Here is a 25,264-nt window from a genome sequence, read left to right on the forward strand (position 1 = left end):
TAAGCCATAATCGACTGTTTTGATATCAGCCGCACATTGAAGAAAGTAGCATCAAAAACTTCGACGCAGGGCCTCATTTCAAAAAGAAGAAATTAATTGAATGTTCACCAAAGAGGTTAGTTGCGTTTCGTTTTCAATTTTACTATCAGCTTTAAATTAAATTGCCTGCCCGTTAAATAATTTGGAACCGCATACTGAACATTATCAACATCTTTAAGCCACAAATAAGAAACCGTATTATTGATATTTAGCATATTAAAGACCTCAAAAAAAAGAATTACCGAACTAAAGTTCTTATCTAAAAACTTTGGTTTGTGCAGCGCAGCATCATCCAGAAAATCCTTTGAAAAGCCAATATCAACCCGCTTGTAAGATGGCACAAAAAATTTATCTAAATATCTCGGCGTTTGCGAAGGACCAATGGGCAAACGAGAGCCATACAGGGCATTTAGATGAACTTTATAAGTCGGACTGTTCAAAAGCCTGTCCTGAAAAAAAACTGAAAAATTGACCCGCTGGTCAGTTGGGCGTTTCAAAAAACCAGGATAAATCGTTTCTCCGTTTTGGGTATAATTATCAGCAATTATATCTTCATTGGCATGCATTACCGACATCCTGAAATAAGAAACCAAATCTTTCACAAACTCCCCACCTATGCTAAAATCAGCGCCATAAGCATATCCTTTAGAAACCTCATCGGCAAGATATTTAATCCTGAGGTTGTCAATTTTGTATGGAATAAGCCTGTCAGAATACTTGAAATAAATTTCTGAAGTGAATTTTAAGCGTGTTCCGAAAGCATCAAATGCATAATCATAGCCGAATGATGTGTTGTAAGAACTTTGCGCCTTTTGTGAAATATTTAGCTTTCCTGTGAAATCCCGTATGGTTCGGTAAGATGGCGGTTGTTTATAAACGCCGGCAGTAAATCTTAAAATTTTATTATTTGAATTCGGTCGGTAAGCAATCAGCATCCGCGGACTAATCAGCAGCTGCTTACTCAAGGAGCTATAAGTTGCACGTGCACCCAGTTGAAGCTCTACATAATTTGAGAGCGAGTAACTATCCTGAATATAAGCACTATAGTTTATTATATCGATGTTATTTTCTACATTAATAACATTTTGAAGCTTTATGTTTTGCGAATTGTTTGGCAAAATGTATCCGGCAGAATCAACATAGTTGTATTCGTTCAATTTATCGTTAAACCTCGATTTATCAAACTTCAATCCCCAGGAGAAAACATGATTATTAAAATTCTGATCAACCTTAAATTCTGAAGCGAAAATCTGCGTGTTCAAACTGTTGCGCCCATAATTATAATAACTTCCAATACCTCTGTTCTTACTAACCGGGCCAAAATTATCCGCTGAAAAAGTATTATCTACTTCATCGAAAATATAACTTCCTTCAATATCAAACCGTTCTCTTTCTATCGTATTGAAATAACTATTTATAAATTTTATAACCAGATTTGGTTTAGGGGAGTAAGTTGCTGTAACTGCTGTTCCAAGAGTTTGGTAGTCATCAACCTCTTTTCCTGTATAATCAACATTCAGGCGCAAGGTTGTACTTAGCGTTCCAAACTGGGTTTCACGGTTTGTTGGCTCCAATTTAAACTGACCCAAATTTAAATTCCCCAACACACTTATATTAAATTTCGACGAAAAATCATATTGATACATCAGTTGTGCATCAGCAAAATTTGGATTGTAACTCCCTTTTTCATCTTGTTTAATCAACACGCTCGAATTGTTTTTGTATCGCAGCCCTGCAAGTAGAAAACTGTGCTTAAAAAGTCTTTTTGCAGTTAAGGAAGTGTTTAACAGACTGGTACTTAAAATGGTTTGGTTGCTGTCTGGTTTATCATACCGGATATCTAAAACAGAGGAAAGTTTATCACCATATTTTGCTTCGAAACCACCGGCAGAGAATTTTGCTTTGCTCACTAGTTCAGAATTTATAAAGCTTAGCCCCTCTTGCTGGCCGTTGCGTATCAACACCGGCCTGTTTACTTCTACATCGTTGATGTAAATTAAGTTTTCGTCAAAATTCCCTCCTCGAACACTATATTGAGCACTTAACTCATTATTTGTGGATACCCCGGGCAAGGTTTTCAGCATCGTTTCAAAGTTGCCAGATACTAAAGGCATCGAGGCAATATCGGCAACATTAATTGTTGTGGTATTACTGAGCTGATTCTGTTTGTTCGTAATATTTACCTGTTCGAGTTCATTTATATTGGCAACCAGTTTAACCTGCTGTATAATTCTGGCGCCTGAACGTTCATTAAACTTCAGGGTTTTTGGCTGATAACCGAGCAATGAATATTTGATAGCGAAAGTTTTGAACTTGGAGTAAATTGTATATGCACCAAATTCGTCGGTTACGGTAGATTGTGCCTGACCGAGAACGATAACTGTAACTTGCGGCAGAGGAATTTTTTCTTCGTTGTAAATTATGCCCGATACCCTAACCAATGGCTGTGCTACAGCAAAACTGCAGCCAGCGATTAGTAGAAAAAGGATTAGCCGAAACTGGACCATTCTTTAGTATCAAGATAAATTTCAGGTATCAAGATTTTCAGGCATTTTATAGCCCGACAAACGATTAATTTAACGTTAAATAGTAAAATTACTAACCATAAGAGATTTCATTTTAGCAATGGTTTCCTTTGGATTGTCTGTCGCAAAAATGGCATTTCCGGCCACAAATGCAGTTGCACCCGCTGAAACCAGCGTAACAATATTTTGCAAGCTTACACCACCGTCAACTTCGATAATTAGCGCTTCATTTACGCCCTGAATTAAAAGTTTTAAATCTTTAATTTTTTTGTAGGTGTTATGTATAAACGCTTGTCCGCCAAAACCTGGGTTTACAGACATAATTAAAACCAAATCTAAATCTTCGATTACATCCTGCAATAAACTAACCGGCGTATGTGGGTTCAAAGCCACACCAGCCTTGCAACCAGATGATTTTATTAACTGAATGGTTCTGTGTAAATGGGTACATGCCTCATAATGAACTGTTATTCTATCGGCACCTGCTTCTGCAAATTCTGGAATAAATTTGTCTGGCTCAACAATCATCAAATGAACATCTAAAGGTTTTGTTGCATGCTTTTTAACGGCTGCCATGACCGGGAAACCAAAAGATATGTTCGGAACAAAAACACCATCCATCACATCGACATGAAACCAATCGGCGTCACTCTGATTAATCATTTCAATATCGTGTTGTAAATTGCCAAAATCGGCAGAAAGTATTGATGGGGCAATAATGTATTTCATTTTATGGTGTTTTACGTCATTGCAAGGCACAAAGCATTTTAATCAGTTAGTGTTGTAAAATGAGTTTGCTTTTTGCCTCGCAGCGATACAGATGACGATGTGGTTATATAATTTTATTAACAATGCAAGTTACAAAATCAATGTTAAACAAAACAGAATTCAACAAAAAACCCTTCCAGTAAAACAGAAAACCCTATTTTTTCAATTTAATTTCAATTGCCTGTCCATCTCTTGTTATTTCTACAAATTCCTCAATTCTATCAGTATAATTATTAGTATAGTTTTGATAATCATAATAATCTGTTCTTCCACCATAAGTGTTATAGCCACTACCCCTGTATACCGGCGTAGAGCCACTTTTACTGTAACTTGCAAAAGATTGTAAGAAATATTTACCTGGTTTCATTTTATCGAACTTAAATCTCCCATACTCATCGGTTTGAACAGTAATACGGTATCTAAAAGTTTGTTCAGACATATAAACACTGTTTTTTTTATTCTCCAGCTTACCTCTTAACTTGTACCATTCGTTAAAATAGGCAGTAACCGGAAATAATGTTACCACAACATTTGTGGCATAAAGCTTTTTAGAGCCCCATTGTCCTGGTACTTTAGCGTATGCTAGTCCTTCAATACTCGATGTTCCCAAGCCCAACATACTTTTTGCTTGTAATGAATCAAATGGAACCTGCGGATAATAGGCGGTCTTTTGTGCATTTACTTTAAAAAACGAGGATGTGAGGATTAGGGATAGAATAATGATTCGTAATTTTTTCATAATACAGTTATAGAATTTATTTTTTAAAAATGTAGTTATAATATTACATATTTAAACTATTTTGAACTATAAATCAATTTACTATGAAAAAATATTTAGCCGTCATCATCCTTTTTTTTGTTTTCAATTTCGCATCCGCTCAAAAAGAGAAGCCATGCGGAATTAAGGATGGGTTGCAAGAGGGAACCTGTAAACAATTTTTTGCTAATGGCAAACTAAGCTCAACTGCAAATTGGAAAAAAGGCAAAAAAGAAGGAATTGCAAATTACTACTATGAAAATGGCCAATTAAAAATTACAGGAAATTTTACTAAAGATAAAAGAAATGGAGAGTGGAAATATTTTTACGAAAACGGAGCTATAGAGGCTGATGAATTTTATGTTTACAGAGATTTTGCTGAACTAAAAGAAGGAACTTTTAAAAAGTTTTTTAAAAATGGTAAACCAGAAGAAGTCTGCGTTTATGTAGATGATAAACTAGAGGGAAACTTTACATCCTATTTCAATAATGGTACAATATCGCAACAGGGTGCTTACCACAACGATAAACAAGAAGGCAACTGGAAAAGCTTTTTTGAAAGCGGCAAACCAAAATGCGAATCATTTTATGTAAACGGCAACAAAGAAGGCACCAGGATTTGTAGGGATGAAACAGCTAAAATTGTAAGCGAAGAACTTTATAAAAACGGAGTTAAAATAAAGTAGTAATCAATAAAAAAGGCCCTTTTAGTGTAAACTAAAAGGGCCCATTCTTATATTTCTAAGTACCGAATTTCCGCTACTTTTAAACTAGCTTATGCTTTTGGTGCAGCTGGTTTTTCTGGTCTTGGCAATAAAACCTTACGGGAAAGTTTCATTTTGCCTTGTTTGTCAATATCTAACAATTTAACCTCGATTTTATCACCTTCTTTTAAAACACCATCCATAGTTTCTAAACGCTCCCATGAAATTTCAGAAATGTGTAACAAACCATCTTTACCAGGCATAACCTCTACAAAGGCACCAAACGGCATAATTGATTTCACTTTACCTTGGTAAACTTCGCCAATTTCTGGTTTGGCCACAATGTTGCGGATTCTGGTAACGGCCGCATCGATAGCAGCTTTGTTATCAGCAAAAACCTCAACAATACCTTTGCCATCAACTTCTTCGATAGATATTGAAGCACCAGTTTCGCGTTGCATTTCCTGAATAATTTTACCTCCTGGGCCGATAATTGCACCTATAAATTCTTTCTCAATAGTTAAAGAAACAATTCTTGGCGCATGTGGTTTGTAATCTTCATTCGGCTGACTAATCGTTTTCTTCATCTCATTTAAGATGTGTAAACGACCTTCTTTAGCCTGTAACAACGCTTTTGTTAAAACTTCGTACGATAAACCATTGATTTTTAAGTCCATTTGACAAGCAACAATTCCGTGTTCAGTACCTGTTACTTTAAAATCCATATCACCCAGGTGATCTTCATCTCCTAAAATATCTGAAAGGATTGCATATTTACCAGTCTTTTCATCAGTAATTAAACCCATGGCGATACCAGAAACCGGTGATTTGATTTTGATACCTGCATCCATAAGTGCTAAAGTACCAGCACAAACAGTTGCCATTGATGATGAACCGTTAGATTCTAATATATCGGAAACAATACGAATTGTATAAGGATTTGCCTCACCTTGTGGCAATACTTTTTTCAATGAACGTTGTGCTAAAGCACCATGGCCAATTTCGCGGCGACCAGCACCTCGGTTTGGTCTAACCTCTCCGGTTGAGAAACCAGGGAAATTATAGTGCAATAAGAATTTTTGGTAACCGTTAAAGAAAGCACCATCAATCATTTGCTCATCATCTTTGCTACCTAAAGTAACGGATGTAAGTGATTGAGTTTCGCCACGTGTAAACACAGCTGAACCGTGAGCAGCAGGTAAATAACCAACTTCACTCCAGATTGGACGAATTTCAGTCGTCTTACGGCCGTCTAAGCGAATACCTTCATCCAACAACAAATTTCTAATCGCATCGTACTGAACATCATGGTAATAATGTTTAGCCATTGCCTTGGTTAAATCTGCTGTATCTTCCGGCATTGCCTCAAAAAACTCATTGATAATTGCTGTAAAACCTACTTTACGTTCATCTTTGTTAGAACCTGATTTCGCAATAGCATAAACCTTATCATAAGTGTCCGCATAAACCTTCGCCTTTAAATCAGCATCATGGTCTTCGTGACTGTATTCGCGTTTTACAGTTTTACCTGTAGCTTCAGTTAATTCAACCTGGATTGCGCATTGAACTTTAATTGCATCGTGTGCAAATTTTAACGCCTCAACCATTTCATCTTCCTGAATTTCGTCGCACTCACCTTCCACCATGCCTATATCATTAGCAGAACCAGCAACCATAAACTCCAGGGTTGCACGCTCTAAATCGCTGGCTAAAGGATTAATTACCAATTTACCATCAATTTTAGCCACACGCACTTCAGAGATCGGACCGTTGAAAGGAATATCAGAAACTGATAATGCAGCCGACGCCGCTAAACCTGCCAAACAATCCGGCATTATATTTTTATCTGCAGAGATTAATGAAATCATCACCTGTGTATCAGAGTGATAATCACTTGGAAACATTGGGCGTAAAGCTCTGTCAACCAAACGAGAAATCAATACCTCGTAATCAGACAATCTTGCCTCACGGCGTAAAAAGCCTCCTGGAATACGGCCAGTAGCCGCATATTTTTCCTGATAATCAACCGATAGCGGTAAAAAATCAGTACCCGGTTTAGCGCCAACAGTTGATACCACTGTTGCTAACAACATCGTATCGCCCATTTTTACCACAACCGAACCATCAGCTTGTTTAGCCAATTTGCCAGTTTCAATCTCTACAATTCTGCCATCGCCCAAATCGAACGATTTTTTTATTACATTCATTTAAATAGAATTATGGTGTGTTTTCCTCTTTCTACACACCGTTGTTTATATATGTTTTGTTTTTGCAAACGAAGATAAGGCTTAAAAAGCCTATCTAAAATAAATCCCGTTAAATATTTAACAGAAAATGTAAAAAGCCATTCCGTAAAGAATGGCTTTCGCTGATAAAATTCGCTTATTTTTGTTTAATGATATCACGAAGCGATAAAGCTTTGATGATAGCACGGTAGCGCTCAATATCTTTTTTGTAAAGGTAAGCCAAAATACCGCGGCGTTTACCTACTAATTTTTGAAGTGACAACTGAGTTGAAAAATCTTTACGGTTTTTCTTTAAGTGTTCTGTTAAGTGCGCAATACGGTATGTAAATAACGCTACTTGACCTTCTGCAGAACCCGTGTTGGTTTCTACTTCGCCGTGTTGTTTAAAGATTTCGGCTTTCTTTTCTGGACTTAAATACATTTCTTGAATAATATTAAAGCAATAAAAATTAATTAATTGTGGCGCAAAGATAGGTAATTAAAGAATTGAAATACAAAAATACTTTAATATAAATATTTCTTGTGTCTATTCGATACTTTTGCACAAAACATTTTACCATTGGAAAAGAATCAATTCAGTATTTTTGAAAGCGAACTCCGCGTACGCCCTGACGATATAGACATGTTTAACCATGTGCATAACAGCAAATACCTGGATTACGTATTGGCCGCCCGTTACGAACAGATGGAAAAATTCTACAACATGCCTTGGGAACATTTCACCAAGCAAGGCTTAGGTTGGGTTGTAAGCCATGTTGATATTAATTTTAAGCGCCCGCTTTTGATGAATGATTTAATGCTAATCAGAACGGGGATATTAACCATGCACGATAAAGGATGTTCGGTTCAGTTTGAAATTCTGAATAAAAAAACAGGCAAAATTGCATCAGACGGCATATTTGACTATGTATTAATTGATTTAAATACCAGCCGTGGAACAAAAGTTACCGAAGAAATGATTAAAGCGTACAGTATATAGCCATTCATCAAGCTAAATTCATTAAAGAATTTCAATAAATGATGACTCCTTATCGGTTTTGGCTCCAAAAACCGAAACGGGGAGATATATTAATCGCGTGGTTCGGCGTTTAGTGCAGCGAGAAAATCAATCAACCTGCTAAAAATCAGTCATGAAAATTTGACAATTGCAAATTTTATCTATCTTTGACTCATCAAAAAGAACAGAACGATGATAGTATCTGCAATCCGTTTGAGGTTTTAAGCAACCGAGGATACCCTCCAATTTCAATTTCAGGTATATGTCGCCTAGCGGCATATCGTTTGGTTTATTCATAACATTTTACATATATTTTTTATGTCACAGTCGACAAAGACACAGGGCAAGCTTTCATCTTTTTTTGATGTAGTCATCCAATCGTTAAAAGGAAACGAGGTTGATTTAACTTCGATAAGTATTAAACGGGCAATAATATTACTGGCCATTCCGATGATGTTGGAAATGGCGATGGAATCTGTTTTTGCGTTGGTCGATTTGTATTTTGTAGGGCATTTAAAGAACAGTAGTTATGCAATACAAACTGTCGGTTTAACAGAGTCTGTTTTAACAATTATTTATTCACTTGCAATTGGTTTGAGTATGGCTGCAACAGCAGTTGTTGCAAGAAGAATCGGCGAAAAAAATCCTGAAGCAGCATCGAAAGCTGGCATGCAAACCATCGTAATTGCGGCAGCTATAAATATATTGATAAGTGTTGCAGGTTTTATTTATGCCCGCGACATCCTCCTGCTGATGGGTGCCTCCGTAGAAACGGCAAACCAGGGAGTCAATTTTGTTCAGATTATGATGGGTGGTAGCATCATTATTGTCTTGCTTTTCTTAATTAACGGGATTTTTAGAGGAGCCGGAAATGCAGCAATCGCTATGCGGAGTTTATGGATTGCAAACATTGCCAATATCATCCTCTGCCCTATTTTTATCAACGGTTTCGGGCCAGTTCCTGCATTTGGTTTAACAGGTGCGGCCATTGCAACAACTATTGGCCGTGGTTTGGGTGTGCTCTATCAGGTATATAATTTATTCAACGGAAAAAATGCGCTAAAAATCCGTATCATTCATTTCATTCCAGATCTCACCCAAATAAAAGCAATTATTAAAATTGCTGCTCCGGCTATTTTTCAATTTGTAATCGCAAGCTGCAGTTGGGTATTCCTTGCAGAACTGGTGGCAACAACCGGTGGCGATGAAGGCTCGGCTGGGTACCAAACGGCGCTACGTTTGATGATGTTTTTCATGCTTCCGGCCTGGGGCTTAAGTAACGCCGCTGCAACTTTAGTGGGTCAAAATTTAGGTGCAGGTCATATCGACAGGGCCGAGAAATCAGTTTACCAAACCTTGAAATACATCATTATTTTCATGGCCATAGTTAGCGTACTGTTTCTTACCTGTGGCCATTTATTCGCTGCATTTTTTACCTCGGATGCGAAGGTGATTGCGATTGCAGGGAAAGCATTAAAAATTCTAAGTTTCGGCTTTGTAATTTACGGTGCCGCGATGGTTTTCAGCAGTGCTTTTAACGGTGCGGGTGATACCTGGACGCCGACCAAAATAAATGTTTTCGCGTTTTGGTTGTTTCAAATTCCACTGGCTTATTTTTTAGCCAAATATTTAGAAATGGGTCCGACGGGTGTTTTTATAGCCATTCCAACCGCAGAGGCTGGAATTGCAGTTGCAGCATTTATCTTATTTAAAAAAGGTAAATGGAAGAAAACAATGGTTTAATCTCATCACTACATTACAATGGTACGAAGATGCGCATTTACAAAAAAGAATGTTTTGGTTGTAATGGGCATTTCTGCACCACCAACCAAAGGTTTTTCCTCCCTATTTTCAACCTTAAATTTTCCATTAAAAACTATATCTTTGCGCAAAGATGAAGCATATACGTAATTTTTGCATTATTGCACATATCGACCATGGTAAGAGTACCTTGGCCGATAGGTTATTAGAATATACAGCGACGATTTCGCAGCGTGAGGCGCAGGCGCAATTGCTCGATAACATGGATTTGGAGCGTGAGAGAGGCATTACGATTAAAAGTCATGCCATACAAATGAACTACAAAGTTGGAGATATCGAGTACAATTTCAATTTAATTGATACACCCGGACACGTAGATTTTTCATACGAAGTTTCGCGTTCAATAGCGGCCTGCGAAGGGGCTTTGTTAATTGTTGATGCTTCTCAGGGAATTCAGGCACAAACGATTTCGAATTTATATTTAGCTTTAGAACACGACCTTGAGATTATTCCGATCTTAAATAAAATGGACCTTCCGGGTGCAATGCCTGAGGAAGTTAAGGATCAGATTATTGATTTAATCGGTTGTAAGCGTGAAGAAATTATTCCTGCATCCGGCAAAACCGGAATGGGTATTCCTGATATTATTCAGGCTATCGTAGATCGTGTTCCTGCACCCGTAGGCGAACCTGATGCACCTTTACAAGCCTTAATTTTTGACTCCGTTTTTAACTCCTTCCGCGGCATTATCGCTTACTATAAAGTGGTTAACGGTGAAATCAAAAAAGGCGATAAGGTTAAATTTATCAATACCGGTAAAGAATATCTGGCTGATGAGGTTGGTATTCTAAAACTAGATATGGCTCCCCGCAACGTGGTAAAAACCGGAGATGTTGGTTATATAATTTCCGGCATTAAAGAAGCGCGTGAGGTAAAAGTTGGGGATACGATTACGACCGTTGCCAGACCTTCTTTGGATGCAATACAAGGCTTTGAGGAAGTTAAGCCAATGGTTTTTGCAGGAATTTATCCAGTTGATACGGATGAGTTTGAAGAACTTCGCGAAGCGATGCACAAACTTCAGTTAAATGATGCATCTATAGTTTTCGAACCGGAAAGTTCGGCGGCACTTGGCTTTGGTTTCCGTTGCGGATTCTTAGGCATGTTGCACATGGAAATTATCCAGGAGCGTTTAGAACGTGAATTCGATATGACCGTGATTACGACCGTTCCCAACGTTTCATACATTGCCCACACCACTAAAGGCGATGAAATTATTGTTAACAATCCTTCAGATTTGCCAGACCCTAGCAAACTGGATTCGGTTGAAGAACCATACATCAAGGCAAACATCATTACCAAAGCTGAATTTGTTGGTCCGGTAATGTCTCTTTGTATTCAAAAACGCGGAATTATCGTAAACCAGTCCTACTTAACCTCTGACCGGGTAGAATTGGTTTTTGAAATGCCAATGGGTGAAATTGTATTCGATTTCTACGATAAACTAAAAACGATTTCAAAAGGCTACGCATCTTTTGATTATCATCAAACGGGTTATCGCAAATCAGACTTAGTTCGTTTGGATATGCTATTGAATGATGAACCTGTTGATGCCTTGTCATCACTTATCCATCGTAGTAATGCCTACGATTTTGGAAAGAAAATTTGTGAGAAGCTGCGAGAATTAATTCCCCGTCAGCAGTTCGAAATTAAAATTCAGGCATCAATTGGCGCAAAAGTCATTGCCCGCGAAACGCTTAGTGCTTTGCGTAAAGATGTTACAGCCAAATGTTATGGCGGCGATATATCGCGTAAACGTAAGTTGTTAGAGAAACAGAAAAAAGGTAAAAAACGGATGCGCCAGGTTGGAAATGTGGAAATTCCACAAACAGCCTTCATGGCCGTTTTGAAATTGGATTAAATAGGTATCAAGATACAAGTGTAAGGTATCGAGATTTCCTGCGAATTTAAATAGTACTTAAAATCATAAAGTGTAATCAAGTAGAAAATTAATTTTTGATACTTGATTTTCTTTACCCGATGCTTTTAAAATGGAATTATTAGACGGCAAATACGTATCAGAAAAAATTAAAGTTCAAATTGCTGAAGAGGCTGCAGAGTTTTTAACTAAAAGCGGTCGCAAGCCCCATTTGGTTGCTATTTTAGTTGGTAACGATGGAGGTAGCGAAACATATGTGGCCAGTAAGATGAAAAACTGCGAAAAGGTTGGTTTTAAGTCGTCTCTGCATCGGTATGATAATTCGGTTACAGAAGCTGAATTATTGGCAAAAATTGAAGAAATTAATCAGGATGATGATGTTGATGGGTTAATTGTTCAATTGCCTTTACCGAAACATATAGACCCTGAAAAAGTCACTGAAACCATCGATTACCGCAAAGATGTTGATGGTTTTCACCCTGTTAATTTAGGAAGGATGATGCGTAATCTACCTTGTTTCATCCCTGCTACGCCTTATGGAATTTTATTAATGCTTCAGGAATACAATATCGATACCACCGGAATGCATTGCGTTGTGGTGGGAAGAAGCAATATTGTTGGCAGTCCGATGAGTATTTTGATGGCCCGCAACACAAACCCAGGCAATTGCACGGTAACGCTTACGCACTCCCGCACTAAAGATTTAAAAGAGCAGGTGCTACAAGCTGATATCATCATCGCTGCGATTGGAAAAAAGAATTTTATTACTGCGGATATGGTAAAACCTGGTGCAGTTGTTATTGATGTCGGAATCAACCGCGAAAATTCCTCTGAAACAAAATCGGGTTTCAAACTTTATGGTGATGTAGACTTTGAAAACGTCGCTCCGAAATCGTCATTTATCACCCCGGTTCCGGGTGGAGTTGGTTTAATGACAATTGTTGGCTTATTGAAAAACACACTGGCTTCAGCCAGAAAAGAAATATATGCTTAAGCGAAAAGGTAATCAAGAAAGATATAGCAAGCTTTAAGACACGGAATAATAAAAAAGCAACCTACAAAATAGGTTGCTTTTTTATTATAGCCTTTAATGCACATTTATCCAGCTAGATTTAAATAGATAAAAAGCTTAGACTAAATTAGTTTAACCTTTTAGAGCTTACTAATCTAGCCCCAAAGTTTAGTCCACCAGCTTTCTTCAAACCCAATATAAAGTCCATCTTCACGTACTTCATTTGCGTAAATATTAATGTAATCGCCTTGCCCCTCTGCACCGCGGCCGGTTTCAAGGTTGTAAGCATAGCGGTGTATAGGGCAAATCAAGTGACCATTTTTACACCAGCCACCAGAAAAATGACCTCCGGCATGGGGACAAGAAGATTGTGTTGCGATAATTTTGTCGTCATTATTGATAATGCAAAGCTGTTTTCCACCAACTTCAACAGTTTTTATCGTGTTAACGTGAGGAATTTGAGCTTTATTCAATGCCTTAAACCACTTCATGGTACTAAAATAGCTATTTAAATATCAGTGTTATTTCATCTTTGAGTTAATTTTTGAAAGAGAAACTGCTTGCTGGTATTTTTTTAAGATATTTGCATCCTCAAAAATGAAACAAGACATACCAGAAGACGGCACATTACTTCCTTTAATGGAAGAATTTTATACGATACAAGGCGAAGGGTTTAACACTGGCAAAGCGGCTTATTTCATTCGTTTAGGCGGTTGCGATGTGGGTTGCCATTGGTGCGACGTTAAAGAAAGCTGGGATGCTGAAATGCACCCCTTAACAACAGCTGACGTTATTGTCGAAAATGCCGATAAATTCCCAGGCAAGGCTGTTGTAATTACTGGTGGAGAGCCTTTAATCTACAACCTCGATTACCTCACTAAAAAACTAAAAGAACGTGGCATTTTGACTTTTATCGAAACTTCGGGCGCCTATCCACTTTCTGGCACATGGGATTGGATTTGTTTATCACCAAAGAAGTTTAAGGCTCCGCGACCAGACATTACCCAGTTCGCACACGAATTAAAAGTTATCGTTTTTAACAAAAGTGATTTTAAATGGGCCGAGGAATATGCCGCCATGGTATCTCCTACCTGCAAATTGTATTTACAGCCCGAATGGTCTAAATCGAAAGAAATTACGCCATTGATTATTGAATACGTTATGGCAAACCCAAAATGGGAAATTTCGCTTCAAACACACAAATTTTTAAATATTCCTTAAATAGTTTACATTAGCTTTGGTAAGCAAATGTTAATGTAATGAAATTCTGGTTTCTCTTAATCCTTATTCTGCCGGGCTTTTTCTGCGATGCGCAAAATGCTCCAAATAGAAAAGCCCAAACGCTTTTTGATAGAGCTAAACCACTTTTAGAGCAATCGGATTTTGCAGGTGCTGAACAAGCATTAAAAAGTGCTGTTGAGATTGACAACAACTTTCAGGAGGCTTACATTTTATTGGCAGATGTGTTTAAAAGGCAAAAGAAATACGCAGATGCTAAAGCAGCATATCAGCGGGCGATGGTCATCAATAAAGACGTTGCTCCAGCTGTTATCTATAACCTTGCGGAAATGGAATTTGCAACTCAGGATTACCAAAAGGCAAAACAAGATTTTGGCGTATTTCTGGCTTTGGATGGTTCATCTGACAGGGCAAAGCGGGCTAGAAAATACCTTGTAGACTGCGATTTTGCGGCCTTAAACATTAAAAATGCGGTAACCTACACACCAGTTAATCTTGGGAATGGGGTAAATACAATTGATTCAGAATATTTCCCCGCCCTGACGGCTGATGGAGAAAGTTTGATATTTACCCGCCAGATAAATGGAAATGAGGATTTTTGGACCGCAAAGTTTAACGGCAATGTGTGGAGTGCCGCCACGCCTTTATCAACTAATATCAACACACCCAAATTTAATGAAGGTGCCCAAACCATCTCCCCAGATGGGAAATACTTGTTCTTTACCGGATGTAACCGCCCCGATGGACTAGGCCGATGCGATATTTATGTTTCCCATCGTGAAGGTAAAGATTGGGGCGAGCCTTATAATGTGGGCAAACCTGTAAACTCCGAATATTGGGAATCACAACCGGCAATAAGTCCTGACGGCAAAACCCTTTATTTTATTAGCAACCGGCCCGGAGGTTTAGGTGGATACGACATTTGGAAAAGTACAATTACCGATGATGCGAAATGGGGACCTGCCATAAACCTAGGCCCTGAAATTAATACGCCATTTGACGAAAACACACCGTTTTTACATGCTGACGGAAAAACGCTCTATTTTTCTTCTGATGGTTGGCCGGGCTTTGGCAATAAAGATATTTTTTACAGCAGGATGGATGAAGCCGGTAAGTTTCAAAAGCCTTTAAACATAGGCTACCCAATAAATTCTTTTGATGATGAAAGCGGCCTGATTGTAAGTGCTGACGGAAATTCCGGAATGTTTTCTTCAAACTTAAAAGATGGTTTCGGCAAACAGGATATTTATAATTTTGGAATACCGGAAACGGCCAAACCGAAAAAAATATCTTACGTAAAAGGAATTGTAAAAGATAAGGATACCAGGAAAACTATCGAAAGTAACGTTCAGGTTATCGATTTAAAATCAAATAAAACGGTTTTCGGCGATTACACCGACCCCGAAACCGGTCAGTTTCTGGCCGTAATGCCGATTGGAAGCGATTACCTCTTCAATGTAAATGCAGAGGGTTATCTCTTCTACTCCGAAAACTTCGCTCTCAAACCGGAAGATATTAAGAAGCCTTATCAGATAGAAGTTTATATTGAAAAAATAAAACAGGGCGGAAATGTGACCCTTCGGAATATCTTTTTCGATACCGATAAGTACAATCTCCTCCCACAATCGATTAGGGAATTGGATCTGTTAATCGACTTCCTCAACCACAACGAAACCGTCAACATCGAAATCCAAGGACACACCGATAGCATGGGCGATGCGAAATTAAATCAGAAACTATCATTAAACCGGGCTAATGCGGTTTACGAATACTTAATTAAAAATGGTATCGGTGGTAGTAGGCTTACATTTAAAGGTTTCGGAGCAAGCACTCCTGTCGCTAATAACAACACCGAGGTTGGAAGAAAAAGTAACCGCCGGACCTCTTTTGTAATCACGAAAGTTTAGTTATTGAAGAAACCCGGGTTAAAACTTCTTCCCCTTCAAAACCCTGATTTCAGAACCTTCGGCAAGCATTACCGAATCAGGTTTTGCATGGTTTAAAAAAGCAAAGTCTTCACCATAATTTGTGCCAAATTCGACTTCTATAGTGTAATCTTTTACTGAATAAACTTGCCAGCGAGGATGCTCTACGCCATACTCGGAGGTTTTACCTGGGCCAATTTCAGTATAACCCCAATAATGTTCGGTAATAAATTCCTCTTCACTTCCGACAGCAATTTCTTCTGCTTTTGATGCAGCCGTAACAGAAAACTTATGCCAGCTTTTGTTTTTCCAAAGGTAGTTCACTTCAAGCTGATGCTCTTGGTCAATCCATACATGCTTCATGGGCAATGTTTGGTAATTTTCTTTATAAATTGTGTTTGCCACAAAAGTTATCGCAGGCAGAGGAACAATTTCTTTGATAAAAACAACTCCGCGTTTCCACTCGTCACCATCTTTAAATTTAACGTAAAAACGCAAATTTACCTCTTCAAAATTAGTATGAAACGGAATGTTGAAGCCCCGCAGTTTCACATCAATAAACATAAAGCCTACCAAACTCACATAATATTTGCCTTGCCAGTCGTCTAGATCAGTGTGTGGAGGTAAGTACTTCGACAATATATTTTTATCGACCTGATATTGCGCCAAGGCTAATTTGCGCCATTCGGCTGTTAGAAACACTTTAGAAGCTTCCAAAATTACAAAATTGCTTGTCTGATGCGGATTAATTTCGTCAACGTGTCTTCCAGCAAATCAAGATGCAACATATTGGCGGCATCTGATTTTGCGTTTGCGGGGTCTGGATGCGTTTCAATGAATAAACCATCTGCCCCTACTGCAATCGCTGCTTTTGCTATCGTCGAAATAAGCTCTGGCTTACCGCCAGTTACACCGCTACTTTGATTGGGTTGTTGCAGAGAGTGCGTACAATCCATTACAACAGGCACACCGAAACTTTGCATTTCTGGCAAACCCCTGTAATCAACAATTAAATCCTGATAGCCAAAAGTGTTCCCCCTATCGGTTAAAATTACTTTTTCGTTTCCAGCTTCCTTAATCTTTTCAACGGCAAATTTCATGGAACCGGCCGATAAAAACTGACCTTTTTTTACATTGACAACCTTACCAGTTTCTGCAGCTGCAATTAGCAAATCGGTTTGCCGGCACAGAAAAGCAGGAATCTGCAGTATATCAACATAGGCAGCAGCCATGGCAGCTTCTCCACTTTCATGTATATCAGTTACCGTTGGTACGCCAAACTCGCGGCCAACACGCTCCAGAATACGCAAAGCTTTCTCATCGCCAATCCCGGTAAAAGAACTTCCTTTACTTCTGTTTGCCTTTCGATAAGACCCTTTGAAAATATATGGAATTTGAAGTTTATCCGTAATTGTGATGATCTTTTCAGCAATCCGCATCGCAATGTCTTCGCCTTCAATTGCACAAGGTCCCGCCATTAAAAAGAAATTGCCCGATTCTGTGTTTTTAATCTTATCTAAATAATTAAGCATAGCTGATGTTTGAGACCTGAGATGCAACAAGCAAAATTAAAAACGGTTACGCTTCAATTTAAATAGCTGCATCAAAAGCCTAAGTTAGTTTCCTAGTTCCGACATGAACTTTATCCGCATTAATTGTATTTCCTCACGAGTGTAGTCTGTTTCACCCAATTCGTTTAATGCCTCATCAATCGAGTCGCTTTCTGCAGCTCTGAAATAATCGAAGACTTCATCCTGCCTATCATCGTCAATAACCTCATCAATGAAATAGTTCAGGTTAAGTTTTGTACCAGAATTTACAATTGATTCTACTTCTTTAAGTATTTCCTCGTAGGTAATACCCTTCGAATCAGCGATATCTTCTAAACCAATCTGCCTGTCGATGTTTTGGATAATCGATACTTTCATTTGCGATTTATTGGCCTGAGTTTTAATAATCAGGTCAATTGGGCGCTCAATATCATTGTCTTCAACATACTTTTTTATCAATTCTATAAAAGGCGTCCCAAACTTCATTGCCTTACCAGAGCCTACGCCAGAAATCTGACGAAGTTCTTCCATCGTAACCGGATAATGTGTACACATTTCTTCGAGCGATGGGTCTTGGAAAACAACAAAAGGCGGCACACTTTTTTGCTTCGCGATTTTTTTCCGCAAATCCTTAAGCAGTTGCAGCAAATGAGTGTCTAGCGCACCAGTACCGTGCTTCAAATCATCATCGTCATCATCTGCACCGGTTTCAATCGGCTCATTCAAAATGAATTTCAAGCTATAAGGGTTAATGATAAAATCTTTCCCTTGTTTGGTCAGTTTTAATAAGCCATAGTTATCAATATCTTTAAAAAGATAATTATTTAAAACAGCCTGGCGGATGACTGATTTCCAAAGCAATTCACCTTCTTGTTTGCCAATACCAAATTCAGGAACCTTACTGTGCTCGTAAGCGATGGTTTGGGCAGTTTCCAAACCTAAAAACACATTAAGTAAGTGTGCATCGTCGAATTTTTCGCCGGTTTTATCAATAAACTTTAAAAGTGTTGAGAGTTGCTCCTCAGCATCAAACTGCTTTTTCGGTTTCTTACAATTGTCGCACATGCAGTTGCAACCCGTTTCGTTAAAATTTTCTCCAAAATAGTGAAGGATCTGTTTACGGCGGCAAACGCCAGATTCCGCATAATCAATTACTTCTTTCAATATTTGGGTACCAATTTCCCGCTCAGAAACAGGCTTGTCTTTCATAAACTTTGCAAGCTTGTCTACGTCTTTCTGAGCATAAAAAGCAATACAAACACCCTCACCTCCATCCCTTCCGGCCCTGCCAGTTTCCTGGTAGTAGCCTTCCATGCTTTTCGGCACGTCGTGGTGTATAACAAAACGCACATCTGGCTTATCAATGCCCATCCCGAAGGCGATAGTTGCAACAATTACCTCGGCATCTTCCATTAAAAATCTATCCTGGGTTTCTGCCCGTACCTTTGGTTCGAGGCCGGCATGGTATGGGAGCGCACTGATTCCATTAAGATTTAAAGCTTCAGCAACTTCTTCCACTTTTTTTCTGCTCAAACAATAAATAATACCAGATTTTCCCGGGTTGGATTTTATGTATTTGATAATTTCTTTCGTGATATCTCTTTTAGGCCGGATTTCATAAAATAAATTTGGCCTGTTAAACGATGATTTAAATAAAGTAGCCTCAGTCATTCCAAGGTTCTTCATAATATCCTGTTGTACCTTTGGAGTTGCCGTTGCGGTTAACGCAATGATTGGAATATTGTTACCTAACCCGGCAATAACTTGTTTAATTTTACGGTATTCGGGCCGGAAATCGTGACCCCATTCAGAAATGCAATGTGCTTCATCAACGGCGACAAAAGAAATTTTTATCAGGTTTAAAAACTCAATATTATCTTGTTTCGCCAGAGACTCCGGTGCCACATAAAGCAATTTTGTCTGACCGCTCAAGAGGTCAGATTTGACCTGTGTAATTTCTGATTTGTTTAGGGATGAATTAAGAAAGTGAGCAATGCTGTCATTTCCACCAAATGCCCTGAGTTGGTCAACCTGGTTTTTCATTAATGCTATCAATGGCGAAATAACAATAGCTGTTCCTTCACTCATTAAAGCTGGTAATTGATAGCAAATAGACTTCCCTCCGCCCGTTGGCATAATAACGAAAGTGTTATTGCCTTCTAAAATATTTGTAATGATCGACTCCTGATCACCTTTGAAATTATCAAACCCGAAGAAATTTTGCAGGTTATCAAATAACGACTTTTTCACGTCCATTTTGTGTAATAAAATATGCGATGCTATTTTTCTATCCAAAATAACATAATTTTACAAGAAATTCAAGTATCAACAAACAATTTTTTTCTCTTTGAAAAGTAAAAAATCAATTATCCAATCAGCTATAAGCACATTGGAGCTGGAAGCCGCGGCAATTTTAAACGTTGCGAAAAACCTAAGCGACGATTTTGAAAAAGTGGTATCAACCATTTTACAGTGCAAAGGTCGCGTTATCGTTACCGGCATTGGCAAGAGTGCCATAATTGCCCAGAAAATTGTTGCAACCTTTAATTCTACAGGTACACCTGCGATTTTTATGCATGCAGCAGATGCAATACACGGCGATTTGGGAATGATCCAGATTGATGATGTGGTAATTTGCCTGTCGAAGAGCGGCAATACCCCGGAAATCAAGGTGCTGATACCGTTGTTAAAAGGCGCAAAAAACAAGCTCATTGCCATGGTTGGAGAAACAAAGTCGTTTTTGGCCCAGCATGCCGATTTTATACTAAATACTTCGGTGGAGAAAGAAGCCTGTCCGCATAATTTGGCGCCAACAACCAGCACCACTGCACAGTTAGCCATGGGCGATGCGCTTGCAATTTGTTTATTGGAGAGCAGGGCGTTCAATGAATCTGATTTTGCAAAATACCATCCTGGCGGTTCTCTAGGCAAAAAACTTTACCTGAAAGCCGGCGATTTAGCTTCTTCAAACGAAAAACCTTCAATAAGTCCGTTGGCATCAGTTAAAGAGGTTTTAATCGAAATTAGTAAAAACCGTTTGGGTGCAGTTGCTGTTATTGATGAGAAAAATGAGGTCTTAGGAATCATTACAGATGGTGATATTAGGCGGATGTTGGAGAATAATACTGACATTGCAAATTTAAGCGCTCAACAAATAATGGGGAAAACGCCTAAAAGCATTCAACGTGAAGCGCTTGCGGTTGATGCGCTCGCCATGATCAAAAGAAATAACATTACGCAACTATTAGTTTTAGACAAAAATACCTATTTTGGCATCATACACCTGCACGATTTATTGAATGAGGGCATTGTGTAGATTTAAATTTTAAAATGAATAAAGACTTTTATGCTCTAATTATGGCCGGCGGCGTTGGAAGCCGTTTCTGGCCGGTAAGCCGTACAGAATACCCTAAACAGTTTATCGATTTTTTTGGTGTTGGTAAAACATTAATCCAAAGCACGTACGAGCGGTTCCTTCAAATCTGCCCACCTGAAAATATTTTCATCGTTACTAACGAAATCTATTCGGATTTAATTAAGACTCAAATACCGGAAATTACTGAAAACCAAATACTCGCCGAGCCGTTGTTGAGAAATACAGCGCCTTGTATTGCCTACGGCTGTATGAAAATTTCAGAACTGAACCCGAACGCTACAATTGTTGTCGCACCTTCAGATCACACAATTGCCGACATGCCGGGTTTTGTTTCTTCAATAGAACAGTCGTTGAGCGCTGCTTCAGGAAACGACTGCCTGATAACCTTGGGTATAAAGCCTAACCGTCCGGATACGGGTTATGGGTATATTCAACACACAGACCATGTTCTAAATATAGATAAAGACCTGCATAAGGTTAAAACATTTACCGAAAAGCCGAATCTTGAACTTGCCAAGTCTTTCATTCAAAGCGGGGATTTCCTATGGAATGCTGGTATTTTTATCTGGTCGGCAAAGGCTATTTTAAAATCGTTTCAAAAATATCTGCCTGATATGTATGAGATTTTTAGCTCCGGAAGAAACGAAATGAACACTCCAAGGGAAAAGGCCTTTATAAATAATGCTTACTTTCAATGCACCAATATCTCCATCGATTTTGGAATTATGGAAAAAGCGGAAAATGTTTACGTTCTGCCGGCTGATTTTGGATGGTCTGATTTAGGAACCTGGGCTTCGATATACGAAATGGCAGATAAAGACTATGTTGGCAATGCTGTTATTCCGTCTGACCAGGTAATTATGTTCGATTCATCTAATTGTATGGTTAATGTACCAAAGGATAAATTGGTTATTTTGAATGGCTTGCATGATTTTATCGTTGTTGAAAACAATAATATGCTTTTAGTTTGTCCACGCGATGAAGAACAGCGGGTTAAAGAATTTGTTGCCGAGGTGAAATCGAGGTTTGGCAATAAATACATTTAGTCTTTCAAAAACTTAATAATTTCGCCAACGTCTTTTGGCTCAAATGTTCTAACGGTTCTCAATATAAAACTTTGAGAAAAGTTAGGATTTTTTATGCCATTTGCAACCAATGCTATTTTGGAATCAAGGGTGTTAATGTACGGGATGTACATGCCGGGTAAAACCTTCGATAGGCCCACCGCGTTAGCCCAGGCAGCATCTCTTGCTGCAGTAATGCTAAAATTTATTACGGATTCTTTACTTTTATTATCCACATATTTCAACATCTTCATTGGCAGGCAAATCTCCTCCAAATCCTTTTGAACAATATTTATCAGGCTGGCAATGATATCATTTATCAGGTTAAAGTCTTGCTTAAGTAACTGAATGTCTACAGCTTTACTGGTCTCAGCTGCAGCAACGCCTAAGTCGAGATTTATATGCGCATTCATTCCTAAAAGCAAGTGCTGAATTACTGTATAAGGTTGAGAGGCTGCAGCAAAGGCGGCATTCCAAGATGAACTTAATGGCTTCCGTTGCGATTGACAATGATAGGCATCGATATACCTGTTTGCAAAAATAACATCCAGCTTTTCCATTCGCTGCCCGTCTTTAAATAAGCCATCATTAATGCCTTTTTGGACGGCGATGGTCATTTTTCGATAAAGGCAGGCAAAGTATCCGTTTCGTGATTTAACTTTAATACTATCAATGATGATATCATCTAAACGTGATATCACTTCGATTATGGTATTGGCAGGTTGCATAGCGATAATTTTGTTAATAAATTTAACAAATTATCGGCCTAAAAATCAACAAATTATAAAGTTCTTTGTCTTACGGCCTCATACAAAATTACCCCTGCGGCAACCGATACATTAAGTGATTCAATTTTTCCTGCCATCGGGATTTTAGCCAGATGATCCGCTACCCTTAAAAGTTCATTAGAAATGCCTTCGTCTTCGGAGCCCATTACAATTGCAGTGGGCATTGTATAGTCAGGCGCATAAATGAAGTCGTTCGTTTTTTCTGTACAAGCAACAATTTGTAAGCCACTCTCCTGCAGAAAAAGACAGGTTTTATGAAGATTTGAATGCCTGCAAATGGGAATGCTGAAAAGTGCTCCGGCCGATGTTTTTATGGCATCGGCATTAATTTGAGCTGCATTTTTTAACGGCACAACGATAGCGTGAACACCCACGCAAGCAGCCGTACGGGCAATTGCACCCATATTACGTACATCAGTAACGCTATCCAATACTAAAATCAGCGGCACCTCTCCTTTTTCAAAAACAGAAGGAATAATATCTTCAATATTTTGATAAGTGATAGGCGAGATTACCGCAATAACACCCTGATGGTTCTTTTGCGACATCCGGTTCAGCTTTTCAACCGGTACAGAGTTTAATGGAATCAATGTTCCTGCTAACAATGCTTTCAATTCAAGAAATAAATCACCACCCAACCCTCTCTGCACATAAATGGTTTCGATATCCCTTCCTGCTTTAACGGCTTCTATTACCGCCCTTATACCGAATACAAATTCATTATTTTCTTTTACGCGTTGTGGTCTTCTAAAATTATCCATGTTTAAAAATTGTTAGGCAAAAGTATTCAAATAAATGTTTTAGCACTAATCTATAATCTTCTTATTAACATATAATTGTTTAAAAATTTTCCATTTTCCTAAAAACGAAAGAATTTAAATTTATTCTGGATCAATTTGTTAACAAACAACTCAAAACTTATTAAAACAAACCGCCTAACTTTTATCTACTTTTGTTGTATGAGTATCGAAAACGAACAAGGAGGAAAAGGCAACATTTTATCCCGAAAAGCAAGATTGACAAGTACAGTAAGTTCGATGGGTAAACTGCCGCCTCAAGCACTGGATTTAGAGGAAGCAGTTTTAGGCGCACTAATGCTTGAAAAAGATGCCTTGTCTGCCGTTATCGATATCTTAAAGCCTGAAATTTTTTACCAGGAAGCACATCAAAAGATTTTCGCTGCAATACATATGCTTTTCGAAAAATCTAAGCCTGTAGATATTTTAACGGTTACTTCAGAATTACGCCAGCAGGGTACCTTAGAAATGGTTGGCGGTGCATATTACATTACAAATTTAACAAACCGGGTAGCCTCGGCGGCAAATATTGAGTACCATGCCCGGATTATATCTCAAAAATATATTCAAAGAGAACTCATCAGAATTTCTACCGACATTATTACGAATGCTTACGAAGATACCACAGATATTTTCGATTTGTTAGACCATGCGGAGAAAGGTTTGTTCGACATTGCCCAAAATAACCTGCGTAGAGATACACAGAAAATGGACGATATCATTAAACAATCTTTGGCCACGCTTGAGGAACTTAGAACTAAAACAGACGGCTTAACCGGCGTTCCAACAGGTTTTACCGGGCTTGATAGAATAACCGGCGGTTGGCAAAAGCAGGATTTAGTAATTATTGCTGCACGTCCGGCGATGGGAAAAACTGCTTTTGTATTAACCTGTGCAAGAAACGCTACAGTCGATTTCCAAAAACCAACTGTAGTTTTCTCCTTGGAGATGTCATCGGTTCAACTTGTTAATCGTTTAATATCTGGAGAGGCTGAGATTGAGCAGGAAAAGATTAGAAAAGGAAACTTGCAAGAATGGGAATGGCAGCAGTTACACAGCAAAATTGGCCGTTTAACTGAAGCCCCGCTATTGATAGATGATACACCGGCCTTGAATATTTTCGAATTTAGGGCAAAATGCAGGCGACTTAAATCGCAATACGACATTCAATTGGTGATTGTCGATTATCTTCAGCTGATGCATGGCAAAGGCGAAGGTGGAAAAGGTGGCGGAAACCGTGAGCAGGAAATCGGTAGCATTTCGCGGGCTTTAAAATCTGTAGCGAAAGAGTTAGATGTTCCGGTTTTGGCATTATCGCAGTTAAGTAGAGCGGTAGAAAGCAGACCAGGTTTACAGGGAAAAAGGCCAATGCTTTCGGATTTAAGGGAATCTGGTTCGATTGAGCAGGATGCGGATATGGTTTTATTTCTTTATCGCCCTGAATATTATGGAATTACCGAAGATGAACAAGGAAGATCGCAGGCTGGTATTGGCGAGGTAATTATCGCTAAACACCGTAATGGGGAAACTGGAATTGTTCCACTTAGATTCATTGGTAAGTTTGTTAAATTTACCGATTTAGAAGAGGATTTTACCGCTCCGGCCTCATTTTCAGCAGACCCATCGGCTGGCATGTATCCTTCGCAGGATTTTGAAAAGCAAAGTAACGTTATCATTCGCCCATCTAAAATGGACGATTATAGTGATGAAGAGCCACCGTTTTAACCGAACAAGAATTGCTTTAAGATACAGTATTTGTAATTGAGCCTTAAATTAA

Annotated in this window: 21 protein-coding genes; 10 read left to right on the forward strand and 11 right to left on the reverse strand. The window is 38.6% G+C overall.

Features of this window, described 5'->3' with window-relative positions:
* Positions 1-116: 116 nt before the first annotated feature.
* From AC0IWT_RS04430 to AC0IWT_RS04440, 3 genes are all read right to left on the reverse strand, one after another.
* Positions 117-2,546 (reverse strand): TonB-dependent receptor, encoded by a 2,430-nt coding sequence (locus AC0IWT_RS04430; protein WP_471796156.1) that lies wholly within the window; start codon positions 2,544-2,546, stop codon positions 117-119.
* A 75-nt stretch (positions 2,547-2,621) separates the two neighbouring features.
* On the reverse strand, positions 2,622-3,293 hold the full coding sequence (gene rpe / locus AC0IWT_RS04435) for a ribulose-phosphate 3-epimerase (RefSeq protein WP_471796157.1): 672 nt from the start codon (positions 3,291-3,293) through the stop codon (positions 2,622-2,624).
* A gap of 193 nt (positions 3,294-3,486) precedes the next feature.
* A complete protein-coding gene (locus tag AC0IWT_RS04440; protein ID WP_471796158.1) occupies positions 3,487-4,071 on the reverse strand; it encodes a hypothetical protein in 585 nt (194 codons plus the stop codon).
* 83 nt (positions 4,072-4,154) lie between these two features.
* Between AC0IWT_RS04440 and AC0IWT_RS04445 the strand changes: the two genes are divergently transcribed.
* Positions 4,155-4,775, forward strand: coding sequence for a toxin-antitoxin system YwqK family antitoxin (locus AC0IWT_RS04445; protein ID WP_471796159.1), 621 nt, complete (start codon positions 4,155-4,157; stop codon positions 4,773-4,775).
* Positions 4,776-4,864: 89 nt separating this feature from the next.
* On the opposite strand, the gene pnp is transcribed toward AC0IWT_RS04445, so the two are convergent.
* Both pnp and rpsO read right to left on the reverse strand, forming a co-directional pair.
* A complete protein-coding gene (pnp, locus tag AC0IWT_RS04450; protein ID WP_471796160.1) occupies positions 4,865-7,000 on the reverse strand; it encodes a polyribonucleotide nucleotidyltransferase in 2,136 nt (711 codons plus the stop codon).
* Positions 7,001-7,175: 175 nt separating this feature from the next.
* Positions 7,176-7,460, reverse strand: coding sequence for a 30S ribosomal protein S15 (rpsO, locus tag AC0IWT_RS04455; protein ID WP_025146265.1), 285 nt, complete (start codon positions 7,458-7,460; stop codon positions 7,176-7,178).
* Between the two features lie 138 nt (positions 7,461-7,598).
* On the opposite strand from rpsO, the gene AC0IWT_RS04460 reads away from it, so the two are divergent.
* From AC0IWT_RS04460 to AC0IWT_RS04475, 4 genes are all read left to right on the forward strand, one after another.
* Entirely contained in the window at positions 7,599-8,018 is a 420-nt protein-coding gene (locus AC0IWT_RS04460; protein WP_471796161.1) for an acyl-CoA thioesterase, read from the forward strand.
* Between the two features lie 336 nt (positions 8,019-8,354).
* Positions 8,355-9,779, forward strand: coding sequence for an MATE family efflux transporter (locus tag AC0IWT_RS04465; protein WP_471796162.1), 1,425 nt, complete (start codon positions 8,355-8,357; stop codon positions 9,777-9,779).
* 151 nt (positions 9,780-9,930) lie between these two features.
* Positions 9,931-11,718 carry a translation elongation factor 4 gene (gene lepA / locus AC0IWT_RS04470; protein ID WP_056872297.1) on the forward strand — a complete coding sequence of 596 codons (1,788 nt, stop codon included), beginning with the start codon at positions 9,931-9,933 and terminating at the stop codon, positions 11,716-11,718.
* A gap of 130 nt (positions 11,719-11,848) precedes the next feature.
* Positions 11,849-12,730 carry a bifunctional 5,10-methylenetetrahydrofolate dehydrogenase/5,10-methenyltetrahydrofolate cyclohydrolase gene (locus tag AC0IWT_RS04475; RefSeq protein WP_471796163.1) on the forward strand — a complete coding sequence of 294 codons (882 nt, stop codon included), beginning with the start codon at positions 11,849-11,851 and terminating at the stop codon, positions 12,728-12,730.
* A 173-nt stretch (positions 12,731-12,903) separates the two neighbouring features.
* Here the strand turns inward: AC0IWT_RS04475 and AC0IWT_RS04480 are convergent, their stop codons facing one another.
* Positions 12,904-13,239, reverse strand: coding sequence for a Rieske (2Fe-2S) protein (locus tag AC0IWT_RS04480; protein ID WP_471796164.1), 336 nt, complete (start codon positions 13,237-13,239; stop codon positions 12,904-12,906).
* Between the two features lie 106 nt (positions 13,240-13,345).
* Here AC0IWT_RS04480 and AC0IWT_RS04485 point away from each other — a divergent pair, with 106 nt between their 5' ends.
* Both AC0IWT_RS04485 and AC0IWT_RS04490 read left to right on the forward strand, forming a co-directional pair.
* Positions 13,346-13,969 (forward strand): 7-carboxy-7-deazaguanine synthase QueE, encoded by a 624-nt coding sequence (locus AC0IWT_RS04485; protein ID WP_471796165.1) that lies wholly within the window; start codon positions 13,346-13,348, stop codon positions 13,967-13,969.
* 38 nt (positions 13,970-14,007) lie between these two features.
* Positions 14,008-15,894 (forward strand): OmpA family protein, encoded by a 1,887-nt coding sequence (locus tag AC0IWT_RS04490; protein WP_471796166.1) that lies wholly within the window; start codon positions 14,008-14,010, stop codon positions 15,892-15,894.
* Positions 15,895-15,912: 18 nt separating this feature from the next.
* Here AC0IWT_RS04490 and AC0IWT_RS04495 read toward each other — a convergent pair whose 3' ends face one another.
* The 3 genes from AC0IWT_RS04495 to recQ all read right to left on the reverse strand — a co-directional run bounded on the left by AC0IWT_RS04495 (position 15,913) and on the right by recQ (position 19,718).
* The gene (locus AC0IWT_RS04495) at positions 15,913-16,614 is read right to left on the reverse strand and encodes a YqjF family protein (protein WP_471797204.1); all 702 of its coding nucleotides are present in this window, start codon (positions 16,612-16,614) and stop codon (positions 15,913-15,915) included.
* A 17-nt stretch (positions 16,615-16,631) separates the two neighbouring features.
* Positions 16,632-17,444 carry a 3-deoxy-8-phosphooctulonate synthase gene (gene kdsA, locus AC0IWT_RS04500; RefSeq protein ID WP_471796167.1) on the reverse strand — a complete coding sequence of 271 codons (813 nt, stop codon included), beginning with the start codon at positions 17,442-17,444 and terminating at the stop codon, positions 16,632-16,634.
* Between the two features lie 84 nt (positions 17,445-17,528).
* Positions 17,529-19,718, reverse strand: a complete 2,190-nt coding sequence (gene recQ / locus AC0IWT_RS04505; RefSeq protein WP_056872303.1) for a DNA helicase RecQ — start codon at positions 19,716-19,718, stop codon at positions 17,529-17,531.
* A gap of 91 nt (positions 19,719-19,809) precedes the next feature.
* Here recQ and AC0IWT_RS04510 point away from each other — a divergent pair, with 91 nt between their 5' ends.
* A complete protein-coding gene (locus AC0IWT_RS04510) occupies positions 19,810-20,778 on the forward strand; it encodes a KpsF/GutQ family sugar-phosphate isomerase (RefSeq protein WP_471796168.1) in 969 nt (322 codons plus the stop codon).
* 14 nt (positions 20,779-20,792) lie between these two features.
* Positions 20,793-21,884, forward strand: coding sequence for a mannose-1-phosphate guanylyltransferase (locus AC0IWT_RS04515; protein WP_471796169.1), 1,092 nt, complete (start codon positions 20,793-20,795; stop codon positions 21,882-21,884).
* Here AC0IWT_RS04515 and AC0IWT_RS04520 read toward each other — a convergent pair.
* Together AC0IWT_RS04520 and rlmB are read right to left on the reverse strand one after the other, a co-directional pair.
* The gene (locus AC0IWT_RS04520; protein ID WP_471796170.1) at positions 21,881-22,630 is read right to left on the reverse strand and encodes a DUF5995 family protein; all 750 of its coding nucleotides are present in this window, start codon (positions 22,628-22,630) and stop codon (positions 21,881-21,883) included. The two genes, AC0IWT_RS04515 and AC0IWT_RS04520, sit on opposite strands and share 4 nt — an antisense overlap.
* A gap of 53 nt (positions 22,631-22,683) precedes the next feature.
* Positions 22,684-23,451: a 23S rRNA (guanosine(2251)-2'-O)-methyltransferase RlmB gene (gene rlmB / locus AC0IWT_RS04525; protein ID WP_471796171.1), complete on the reverse strand. Its 768-nt coding sequence runs from the start codon at positions 23,449-23,451 to the stop codon at positions 22,684-22,686.
* 198 nt (positions 23,452-23,649) lie between these two features.
* Here rlmB and dnaB point away from each other — a divergent pair, with 198 nt between their 5' ends.
* Positions 23,650-25,212, forward strand: a complete 1,563-nt coding sequence (gene dnaB / locus AC0IWT_RS04530) for a replicative DNA helicase (protein WP_471796172.1) — start codon at positions 23,650-23,652, stop codon at positions 25,210-25,212.
* The last annotated feature ends 52 nt before the right edge of the window (positions 25,213-25,264 follow it).

It is taken from the genome of Pedobacter sp. AC464 (genome assembly GCF_979253075.1).